We start from the raw sequence: 10,025 nt of genomic DNA, 5'->3' as shown, positions 1-10,025 counted from the left end.
CCACCGGCGGGCGATCCGGGCCAGGAAGTCGGCGTCGTTTTCGATGGCCGTCACTGTCAGGGCATGTTCCATGGTTGCGGCGGCCTCGGGGAGGCAGCTGTGCCGGACCCGGTCCAGGGCGAGCGTGATGACGGTTGCGGCGCGGGACGCGACCTCGCCGACCGCGACGGCAGCGGCGAGCTCCTTCCGGACCGGTGGCCCGGTATGGCCGCCGCTGCCGGCGCGGGGCAGCAGCTCGGCGGCCAGCGTCAGCCGGCGCTTTGCCTCGGCGGCGCTGATCCGCAGCCGCGCCCGCAAGAACTCCGTGGCGTTCCGGTAGCCGTCATCCGCAGCAGCGGACATCCCCATTTGCCCGGCCAAGTCACCGCGGGGGCCAGGTCCGGCCCCGGCAAGCGTCCCGCCGACAGGTACGCCGTGAGCCCCGGCGTCGGAAACGGCATCAGCTCCCCCGCCGGCCCCTGCATCCGTCCCGCCGTCGGATTCCTGTTTCCAGCCCGTGAGCCAGCCCGCCTGGGCCGCTTCCTCACCCCAGCCGTGTGCGGCCGGCGCGGTGAACACGGCTTGTTGGCGCGTCCGTTCTACCGCGGCCGCGGCAACGAGCTGGAAGTATTCGACCGTGCGGGACAGGTCCTCGACGTGGCCGGCAAAGTCCGCAGCCTCCCGCAAGCCAAACCAGGCGGCGTCGACATCCGCAGTCGGGCTCGAAGCCCGCAGCGCCGCCAGCGCCGTCTCCACCGCGGCGCCCAGAGCGCCGCCGGCTGCGTCAGCCGCGCCGGGAACGGCGGCCAGGCGGGGATGCCGGGAGGACACAGCCGGGCCGGCCCACGGGGCCCGGTCCGGGATGAACTCTCCAATGGCTTCCATAACTAAACTCTGCCAGAGGGGTACGACAGAAATAGCGGAAGCCATTCTTGCCGGCGCGCGACTCATAGTGAGAGTGACTCCCGGCAGCGCACCTCAGAGCATCTGGAGCGCATAGGGCACGTCCGGGCACGTAACACTGCGTACGACCCCCGCCCTCCTACGGACCGGTGCGTGGCAAGCTGTAGGGATGGACAGCACAGCCGCTCCCCAAGTCGGGGAATCACCGTTCGCACCACTGCTGCCGGGCGATCCGCGCCGCCCGTTGGGCCCACGCGATCCTGGCGATGCCTGGGTCGATGGCGACCGGGGGCGGTTCTGGGGTCGGTTCGGTTCCGCCGGGCTTTTGGTCCACGACCCCGCCAAGGGGGTCCTTCTCCAGCACCGCGCCTTGTGGAGCCATCAGGGCGGCACCTGGGGGCTCCCCGGCGGCGCCCTGCACCAAGGGGAAGAAGCCATCCACGGCGCGTTGCGGGAAGCACACGAGGAAGCGGCCGTGCCTCCGGGGAATCTCGAGGTCCTGTTTACGTCGGTGTTCGACGTCGGCTACTGGTCCTACACCACCGTGGTGGCCCTTGCGCTGCAGCCGTTTGAGGCCGCGATCAGTGATGCGGAAAGTATCGAACTGCAGTGGGTGGGGGTCGACGGCGTCGGCGGCAAGGAACTGCACCCGGGCTTCGCCGCGGCCTGGCCGGGGCTGCGCAGCAGGCTCACGGAGGCCCGGGGCATCGCCGGCCGCTTGTAGGCAGCCGGAGTTAGTGGTCCCGGCGCGCAGGGCGGCGGCGGTACAGCCAGATAAGTCCCAGGATCGGCAGCAGGAGCGGGATGAATCCGTAGCCGCGGCCAAACAGGGACCACACCGTCTCATGCGGGAAGTTCACCGAGTCGAACACGCTGAGTGCTCCCACCACCAGGACGCCCACAAGCTCCACCAGGACTGCCGCCACCGAGACCTTGAACGCGGTGCGCCCCGGCTTCGCCAGCGACACGGTGGCCACGACGTAGACGGCGGCGGCGAACGCGGACAGCATGTACGCCAGCGGCGCCTCAGAAAACTTCGTGAGAATCTGGTAGCCGGCCCGGGCCGTCGCCGAAATCGCGAAGACGGCATAGACAGCAATCAGCAGCCGTCCCGGCCCGGTGTTGCGGGTATCGGTCGTTGCCGGCGCAGTTTCAGTCGCCCCAGTGCCCGGCGCCGCGGTTTCCGCCGGCGCAGTGTCGGCGGATCCAGCGTCCGCCGGCCCAGGGGTCCGGGACGCCGGCGCCGCCGGGTTTTCGGTGCCGTCGTGCGGGGAGTTTGCGCTCACGTTTTCTGCCTCTTCCATCTCAATACCAGATCTGGTTCATGCGCGCCGCCATCACCAGGGCGGTGACGCCGACGGCGGCCAGGACAAAGTTGCTCCAGCGGGTCCGCTCCAGGATGGACCAGTAAACGGCCCCGATCGGAAGGATCAGCGCCGTGGCCAGATAGCCCCAGAACTCCCAGGACTCTCCCGCGATCCGCTCGCCGCTGGCCACCCGGACAATCGAACCCCCCAGATAGACCAGGAGGGCAAGTTCGACGGCGGCCACCGACAGTATCGTCGTGTCGTTGGGCGCCTTTTTCAGGAGGCCCGCGACGACGCAGATGATGCTGGAGAGCAGGCCAACCACCAGAATGATGTAGAAATACGCGTCCACTACTGGCCGGCCAGCTTTTCGGTGGGCTGCTTATCTGTTGGCCGCTTTTCTGTAGTCGGCTTGCCGTTGCCGGGCTTTTCGTTGCCCGGCTTTTCATTATCCGGCGCGAAGACGAGCACAGGTTTGGCGTAGCTTCCCGCATCGGCCAGGAGGGCCACGAGCGAACCATCTGGCGCGAACGCCGCTGCCGGTTTGTCCGCGGTCGCTGCCTCGGGCGTGCCTGCGGTTGCTCCGGCTCCGATTCTGCGGCCGAAGGAAATCTCGGTGGTTTCCGCCTCGCTGAGTTCACGGTTCGGCATGAGTGCCCGTGCGGCGTCCGAGATTTCCAGGACGTCCAGCGTCTCGGCCAATTGTTCGAGGGTGTGCGCCTGATCAAGGGTGTATGGACCCACTTGAGTCCTCCGCAGTGCAGTCAGGTGGCCGCCGACGCCGAGAGCATCGCCGAGGTCGCGGGCCAGGGCACGGATGTAGGTACCGGAGGAGCACTCCACGGTGACGTCGACGTCGAGGGCCTCGCCGTCGTGGACGGGACGGGTCTCGTGGATCTCAAAGCGGTGGATCGTTACAGGCCGGGCTGCGAGCTTGACCTCTTCACCGGACCGGACCCGGGCGTAGGCGCGTTCGCCGTTGACCTTGATGGCACTGACGCTGCTGGGAACCTGCTCGATTTCCCCGGTCAGTGCCGCGACGCCGGCGCGGACGGCGTCTTCGGTGACCCCGGCGGCGCTGCGGGTGGCGGTCACCTCGCCTTCGGCATCGTCTGTCACGGTGGATTCACCGAGCCTGATGGTGGCCGTGTAGGTCTTGGACGTGCCCACGATGTAGGTCAGCAGCCGGGTGGCCTTGTTGATGCCCACCACCAGAACGCCGGTGGCCATCGGATCCAGTGTCCCGGCGTGGCCAACCTTTCGGGTACCGGCAATCCGCCGCATCCGTCCAACCACATCGTGGCTGGTCCAACCTTGCGGTTTGTCTACTATCACCAGTCCAGAAAGCACGCCTCCCAGTATATGCGGGCAAGCCCTGCCCCGACGCCCACCGTCCCGCCGCCACCGCGGACGCCGGGCGTTAGGATGGCAGACATGCCCGAGCTTGCCGCACATGTCCGCGACGTCCCGATCAACCAGATCCGCGAGATCACCGAAGCCGCCTGGGGAACGCCCGGTGCGATCGTGCTGAGTATCGGGGAGCCGGGCTTCGCAGTCCCCCGCCATGTCCTCGAGGCCGGCATGGCCTGCCTCGACCGGGACGAGACCAACTACACACCGAACGCCGGAATCCCCGCGCTGCGGGAGGCCTTCGCCGCCCGCTTCCGTGAACACAATGCGACGCCGGTCGGCGCGGAGCGCGTCTACGTGGTCGACGGCGCCCAGCAGGGCCTGCATTTCGCCATGAGCCTGTTGCTCTCCCCCGGGGATGAGATCCTCATCCCAAATCCCGGCTACCCCACCTTCGCGATGACGTCCAGCCTGCTGCACGCCGTTCCGGTCCGCTACCCGCTGTACCCGGAGCACGATTTCCAGCCGCGGATCGAGGACATCGAGGCGCTCATCACGCCCCGCACCAAGGTCCTGATCCTGAATTCCCCGTCCAACCCGCTCGGTGCTGTCCTGGGCGAGGATCTGACCCGCCGGCTCGTGGAGCTGGCGAGGCGGCACGATCTGTGGGTCATCTCGGACGAATGCTACGAGGCGTTCACCTACGATGTCCCGCACATCAGCCCGGCCCGCTTCGACAGCGACGCCCCAGGCGAAGCACGCGTTTTCACCTCGCTCACGCTCTCCAAAACCTACGGGCTGACGGGACTGCGGATCGGTGCGCTGATCTGCCCGCCGGGGCTGGAACAGAAGATGAACAACGTCATGGAGTCGATCGTGTCGTGCGTGGCCTCGCCGTCGCAGTACGCCGCGCTGGCAGCGCTGACCGGTCCGCAGGACTACGTCAGCCACGCCCATGCCCACTACCGGGCCAACCGCGACGCGGCCTCGGCGGTGCTGCGCGCCCGCGGCATCCGCTACCTCGCGGCCCAAGGCGCGTTCTATTTGTGGGCGGACGTCTCGCATGCCAGTGGCGGGGATGTCCGGTCATGGACGCGCCGCTTCCTGGCGGACTCCGGGGTGGCCTTCGCCCCCGGCACGGCGTTCGGCTCGATCGGCGAGGGCTGGATCCGGATCGCGCTCTGCGGCAGTCAAGCCGATCTGGTGGAGGGCCTCGGGCGCATCCCTGCGCGCGAGCCTGCGGGCACCGACGGGTCAACCGGCCCTATCGCCGGCGAAGCTGGCGCCCTAGCCTGAGCTCACGGCGATTCCAGGCCTGCCCGGTGTACTGGCTGCGGGCTGGCCCGACAGGGCGCCGCCGATTTCCGGCCGAGGGAGTACATCGTGTGGTGGCAAGACCTGTTGTGGGGTTTCTGGAATGGGCTGACGGCATGGATCGTCCTGATCGCCCATGTCTTCGGCTTCTGGAGTGAATTCCCGTTCTACAACTCCGCCCGTGCGGGAAACTGGTACGACTTCGGCTATCTCCTGGGCATGGGATCTCCCGTGCTGGGCGGCGGCCTGGGAGCCCGAGGACGCTCAAGACGCCGCTAGGCGGACAGCGCGGCGTCGAGCCAACTGCGGAGGGCCGCGGCTTGCGGCGCTCCAGCCTGGCGGGCCGCCACTGCCCCGTTCTTGATGACAAGCAACGTTGGAATGGCCTGGATATCGAACCGGCGGGACAGCCCCGGGGAGGTGTCGACGTCGACCTTCACGAGCTTGACCTTACCGGCCCGCTCCACCGCCAGCTTGTCCAGCACCGGGCTGACCATCCGGCACGGCCCGCACCAGGCCGCCCAGAAATCGACGAGAACCGGAACCGAAGACTGCTCCGCCACAATCGGAAAATCTGCGTCACCCGCCGCCACTATCCACGGAAGATCCTGGCCACAATTGCCGCAGCGCGGGTGCCCGGCAGCCGCCGCGGGAATCCGGTTGGTCTTCCCGCAGTGCGGGCACTTGATCAGGCTGGATTCCACGGCACGCCGGTGCCTTCCCGCATACACGCACTCATGGGTCCATGGGACTCGCCTGCACTTGGACGGGCATAGAGTCGAAGGTCACCGACGCCGAGGACAGGAGACAAGCCAGGAGAAATGAGCGTCCGCGGGAACTGTCGACTTCGCCGGCCCGCTGGAATACAATCCGCTTGGGAAGCAGGCGTGGGTTTCCGGCTGTGCTTCCCCGATCTTCAAACGGTCTCATCGGTCTCGAACTGTGGATACTTCATCACGGCCACGGGAGCACACCATGAGAAAACTAATGACATTTCCATCCGCGGCTGCTATCGCCGCGGTGTTCCTTTCCACCCTCACGGCTGCGGCCGCCACCCCGAACGGACAGCCACCGGCCACTCTGGCGGGCGGACTGGTGGCCCCGCTTCATGTCAGCGCCGGCCATGACAAAACCGTCACGGTCAGCGAAGAATTCGCGGGCCGGCTGACCCGGATCGACGCTCACGGTACCAAGAGCGTCCTCTACTCGAATCCTGCTTGGGACGTCGCCGGAAATGCCCAGCGCGGATCGACAACCTACTTCCTCGAGAGCCAGGGCGCTGGGCCCGAGGACCAACGTCCGCTCGCCGGTCATGTTCACACCATCGATGGCGACGGTCGGCAACGCACCTACGGCGACTTCGCCGCACTGGAAGCTGGGCATAACGCCGACGGAGAAGTCCACTACGGCTTCCGCAACCTGCCGAACGGGTGCGCAGCGCTGCTGCCGCCCGAGATGCCGGCGGCCTACAACGGTGAAGTGGATTCCCATCCATACGGGATTACCGTCTCCGGCCACACCCTCTATGTGGCGGATGCGGGCGCAAACAGCGTGGTGTCCGTTGATATAGAGAGCTGGAAGACACGGACCGTCGCTGTACTGCCGCCTCGGCCGTTCACGATTACGGCCGAAGCCGCAGCCGCCAACCACCTGCCGGCCTGCGTGGTCGGGCGGAGCTACGACTTCGAGCCGGTACCCACCGATGTTGGGGTTGGGCCGGACGGCTGGCTCTACGTCACGTCGTTGCCGGGAGGACCCGAGGACCCGTCCTTTGGGGCCAGGGGCGCCGTCTTCAAGGTGGATCCGGACAACGGTCACGTGAAGGTGTTCGCGGACAAGATCCTGTCCCCCACCGGCTTGGCGGTCGATAACGACGGCGACGTGTTCGTCGCGTCCCTGTTTGGTATGGGAGTCCTCAAGATCGACGGGGACTCCGGCCGGCAGAGCACGCTGTTGAGCGCTGGGCTCACGGCCGACGTCGCCCTTCAAGGTTCCACGCTGTACGCCACCGTCAACGCCCTTCCGCCTGAGGGCCCCTCGAAAACACCCCCCAACGGCCAAGTCGCGGTCCTGAGCCTCAAGCACGCATCGCAAAATAGCGCCTCTGGCACCTAGCAGCACCAAGACCCGGAACAGCAGGGGCCGGATCCGTTACCGGTTCCGGCCCCTGCTGTGGAAGGCATTCCTACTTGTTGCGGTCCTCATCGATTGCGTCGTTGTCAATGAGGTCCAAGTCCTCTTCGTCAAAGTCGTCCTCGTCGAGCTCCACGTCCTGCGGAGTGTCACTCTTGTAAGGATCGGCGTCGCCGGCGTGCTTTGCACTTTCGGCAAGCGCGGCCACCTCGGCGTCCCGCTTCTTCGCCGCCCGGAGCAGCTCCTCAAGGTTCGAGGCGTTGACAGGGATCTGGTCAGCCACGAACTCGAGCGTCGGAGTCAGCCGCACGGTGATGTTCCGCCCGACTTCCTGCCGCAGCACGCCCTTGGCCTTCTCAAGCCCCTTGGCGGCATCGGCCTGGGCCACCTCGTCACCGAACACGGTGTAGTAAACAGTTGCGTGCTGCAGGTCGTTGGTCACCCGAGAGTCAGTCACGGTGACGCCTTCCAGGCGGGGATCCTTCACCCTCCGGCCCAGCGCCTCAGCAACGACAACCTTAATCCGCTGCGCCAACTTGGCGGCCCGTGCGGGATCAGCCATTTCCACTCCTAAAAATTTGGATGTACGACGGCGCTGTAACGGCTGCCGTACACCAGTTGGGTTTTCATGCCACGCGCCTAAGGCGAGTCTACGACGGACTCCCGTTGGATTCTTCCGGCGGCCCTTTGGAGCCGTGGAGAGGGCCCGGGAGTGGCATCGGGCCTGCCGGAGCTGGGTGGCCGACGTCGTAAGACGTCGGCCACCCAGCGTAGGGGCGGGGCCCCCTCTACGGCGGAAAAGTGCAGGGCCGCCGGAAAATCCAACGGCCCCGCACCTGTACTGCTAAACCAACCTAGACGCGCGGCTTCTCGCGCATCTCGAAGGTCTCGATGATGTCACCTTCGGTGATGTCGTTGAACGAGCCAAGACCGATACCACACTCGAAGTCCGTGCGGACCTCGGTAGCGTCGTCCTTGAAGCGCTTGAGCGTCTCAACGGTGAGGTTGTCACCGATGATCTTGCCGTCGCGGCTGATGCGGGCCTTGGCGTTGCGCCGGATAACACCGGAGCGGACGATCGAGCCTGCAATGTTGCCGAACTTGGAGGAACGGAACACTTCGCGGACCTCGGCGGTGCCAAGCTGGACCTCTTCGTACTCCGGCTTGAGCATGCCCTTGAGGGCTGCCTCAATGTCATCGATTGCTGCGTAGATGACGGAGTAGAAGCGCATGTCCACGCCTTCGCGGTCTGCCAGTTCGGCAACACGCTCGGCGGGCTTGACGTTGAAGCCGATGATGACGGCGCTGTCGACCGTTGCCAGGTTGACGTCGTTCTGCGTGATCGCACCGACACCGCGGTGGATGACGCGGAGCTGGACACCCTCGCCGACGTCGATCTTGAGCAGCGCGTCTTCGAGGGCTTCCACGGCACCGGACACGTCACCCTTGAGGATGAGGTTGAGGGTGTCGATCTTGCCATCGGCGACGGCCTGGTCGAAGTCTTCCAGGCTGATGCGCTTGCGGCGCTTGGCCAGGGCGGCGTTGCGGTCGGCGGCTTCACGCTTCTCGGCGATCTGGCGGGCGGTACGCTCGTCAGCGGTCACGAAGAAGGTGTCACCGGCGCGCGGGACGTTGGACAGACCCAGCACCTGCACGGGGCGGGACGGGCCGGCCTCGGTCAGGGCGCTGCCGTCGTCGTCGAACATCGCACGGACGCGGCCGTGGGCCGTGCCTGCCACGATGGTGTCGCCGACGTGCAGGGTACCGGACTGAACCAGGACGGTGGCCACGGAACCGCGGCCCTTATCCAGGTTGGCTTCAATCGCGATACCGCGGGCGTCCTTGTTCGGGTTGGCGCGCATGTCCAGGGCAGCGTCTGCGGTGAGCAGAACGGCGCCGAGGAGCTCGTCGATGTTCAGGTTCTGGCGGGCAGAGACCTCCACGAACATGGTGTCGCCACCGTATTCTTCCGGAACCAGGCCGTACTCGGTCAGCTGGCCGCGGACCTTGTCCGGGTTGGCGCCTTCCTTGTCGATCTTGTTCACGGCCACGACGATCGGCACGTTGGCCGCCTGGGCGTGGTTGAGGGCCTCAACGGTCTGCGGCATGACGCCGTCGTCCGCTGCGACCACCAGGATGGCTATGTCGGTAACCTTCGCACCACGGGCACGCATGGCGGTGAACGCCTCGTGGCCCGGAGTATCGATGAAGGTGATCTTGCGATCGATGCCTTCGTGGGCGTGGGTGACCTGGTAGGCACCGATGTGCTGCGTGATACCGCCGTGCTCGCCCGCCATAACGTCGGACTTGCGGATGGCATCGAGCAGTCGGGTCTTACCGTGGTCAACGTGACCCATGACGGTGACAACCGGAGGACGTGCCTCGAGGTCTTCATCGCCTTCGGCTTCCAGTTCGGCGTCGAAGTCGATGTCGAAGGTGGAGAGCAGCTCGCGCTCCTCGTCCTCCGGGGACACAACCTGGAGCTTGTAACCAAGCTCCTCGCCGAGCAGGGCGAAGGTCTCTTCATCCAGCGACTGAGTGGCCGTGGCCATTTCGCCGAGGTGGAAGAGGACCGTCACCAGTGCTGCCGGGTTTGCCTCGATCTTGTCGGCAAAGTCCGTGATGGACGAGCCACGGCGAAGCCGGACTACGGTGTTGCCGTCGCCGCGGGGTACGCTCACGCCACCCAGCGACGGAGCACTCATCTGCTCCAGTTCCTGACGCTTGGCACGCTTCGACTTGCGCTGCTTGCCACGGCCTGCGCCGCCCTTACCGAAGGCACCCTGGGTGCCGCCGCGACCGCGACCGCCCTTACCAAAGCCACCACCGGCCGGAGCGCCGCCACCGGCACCGGGAGCACCGGTACCCGGAGCGCCACCCGGACGGCCCGGACCACGGCCTCCGCCGCCGGGACGGCCGGCACCAGCGGGTGYGGGACGTTCGGTGCGGTTAGGCATCATGCCGGGAGTCGGGCGGTTGCCGCCGGCTCCTGCCGGACGACCGGCGCCGGGAGCGCCGGCCGGACGCGGGGCGCCGGGG

At 66.8% G+C, this 10,025-nt stretch carries 11 protein-coding genes; 4 read left to right on the top strand and 7 right to left on the bottom strand.

What is annotated here, in order from left to right; translation table 11 throughout:
* Window positions 1-864: DUF222 domain-containing protein (locus tag AC1D1W_RS18475; protein ID WP_476944453.1), on the bottom strand; the 864-nt coding region annotated here is incomplete at its 3' end.
* Between the two features lie 187 nt (window positions 865-1,051).
* Here AC1D1W_RS18475 and AC1D1W_RS18470 point away from each other — a divergent pair.
* The gene (locus AC1D1W_RS18470; protein ID WP_243181745.1) at window positions 1,052-1,606 is read left to right on the top strand and encodes an NUDIX domain-containing protein; all 555 of its coding nucleotides are present in this window, start codon (window positions 1,052-1,054) and stop codon (window positions 1,604-1,606) included.
* A 10-nt stretch (window positions 1,607-1,616) separates the two neighbouring features.
* Here the strand turns inward: AC1D1W_RS18470 and AC1D1W_RS18465 are convergent, their stop codons facing one another.
* Genes AC1D1W_RS18465 through truB form a run of 3 tightly spaced genes read right to left on the bottom strand, consistent with a single transcriptional unit; the run spans window position 1,617 to window position 3,539 of the window.
* A complete protein-coding gene (locus AC1D1W_RS18465) occupies window positions 1,617-2,168 on the bottom strand; it encodes a hypothetical protein (RefSeq protein ID WP_476944452.1) in 552 nt (183 codons plus the stop codon).
* A gap of 19 nt (window positions 2,169-2,187) precedes the next feature.
* Window positions 2,188-2,541 (bottom strand): hypothetical protein, encoded by a 354-nt coding sequence (locus AC1D1W_RS18460; RefSeq protein ID WP_028278244.1) that lies wholly within the window; start codon window positions 2,539-2,541, stop codon window positions 2,188-2,190.
* Window positions 2,541-3,539 (bottom strand): tRNA pseudouridine(55) synthase TruB, encoded by a 999-nt coding sequence (gene truB / locus AC1D1W_RS18455; protein ID WP_243181743.1) that lies wholly within the window; start codon window positions 3,537-3,539, stop codon window positions 2,541-2,543. The genes AC1D1W_RS18460 and truB overlap by 1 nt, the downstream gene beginning before the upstream one ends.
* 84 nt (window positions 3,540-3,623) lie before the next feature.
* Here truB and AC1D1W_RS18450 point away from each other — a divergent pair, with 84 nt between their 5' ends.
* A complete protein-coding gene (locus AC1D1W_RS18450) occupies window positions 3,624-4,835 on the top strand; it encodes a pyridoxal phosphate-dependent aminotransferase (protein WP_243181742.1) in 1,212 nt (403 codons plus the stop codon).
* An 87-nt stretch (window positions 4,836-4,922) separates the two neighbouring features.
* On the top strand, window positions 4,923-5,132 hold the full coding sequence (locus AC1D1W_RS18445; protein ID WP_028278246.1) for a hypothetical protein: 210 nt from the start codon (window positions 4,923-4,925) through the stop codon (window positions 5,130-5,132).
* On the opposite strand, the gene trxA is transcribed toward AC1D1W_RS18445, so the two are convergent.
* Window positions 5,129-5,557, bottom strand: a complete 429-nt coding sequence (trxA, locus tag AC1D1W_RS18440) for a thioredoxin (protein WP_476944451.1) — start codon at window positions 5,555-5,557, stop codon at window positions 5,129-5,131. The genes AC1D1W_RS18445 and trxA overlap by 4 nt on opposite strands.
* Window positions 5,558-5,840: 283 nt before the next feature.
* Here trxA and AC1D1W_RS18435 point away from each other — a divergent pair, with 283 nt between their 5' ends.
* Window positions 5,841-6,968: a ScyD/ScyE family protein gene (locus tag AC1D1W_RS18435; RefSeq protein WP_476944450.1), complete on the top strand. Its 1,128-nt coding sequence runs from the start codon at window positions 5,841-5,843 to the stop codon at window positions 6,966-6,968.
* A gap of 70 nt (window positions 6,969-7,038) precedes the next feature.
* Here AC1D1W_RS18435 and rbfA read toward each other — a convergent pair whose 3' ends face one another.
* On the bottom strand, window positions 7,039-7,548 hold the full coding sequence (gene rbfA, locus AC1D1W_RS18430) for a 30S ribosome-binding factor RbfA (RefSeq protein ID WP_018774499.1): 510 nt from the start codon (window positions 7,546-7,548) through the stop codon (window positions 7,039-7,041).
* A 292-nt stretch (window positions 7,549-7,840) separates the two neighbouring features.
* A partial coding sequence (gene infB, locus AC1D1W_RS18425; protein ID WP_476944449.1) for a translation initiation factor IF-2 occupies window positions 7,841-10,025 on the bottom strand: 2,185 nt, incomplete at its 5' end.

It is taken from the genome of Arthrobacter sp. P1_B4, assembly GCF_056406555.1.
Note: the sequence above shows the minus strand (reverse complement) of the source record. Positions and strands in the feature narration are given on the sequence as shown.

Bases quoted from the DNA above. Each gene is read 5' to 3' on its own strand.
- AC1D1W_RS18435 (WP_476944450.1), top strand. From the start codon at position 5,841: ATGACATTTCCATCCGCGGCTGCTATCGCCGCGGTGTTCCTTTCCACC.
- rbfA (WP_018774499.1), bottom strand. From the start codon at position 7,548: ATGGCTGATCCCGCACGGGCCGCCAAGTTGGCGCAGCGGATTAAGGTT.
- AC1D1W_RS18450 (WP_243181742.1), top strand. From the start codon at position 3,624: ATGCCCGAGCTTGCCGCACATGTCCGCGACGTCCCGATCAACCAGATC.
- AC1D1W_RS18470 (WP_243181745.1), top strand. From the start codon at position 1,052: ATGGACAGCACAGCCGCTCCCCAAGTCGGGGAATCACCGTTCGCACCA.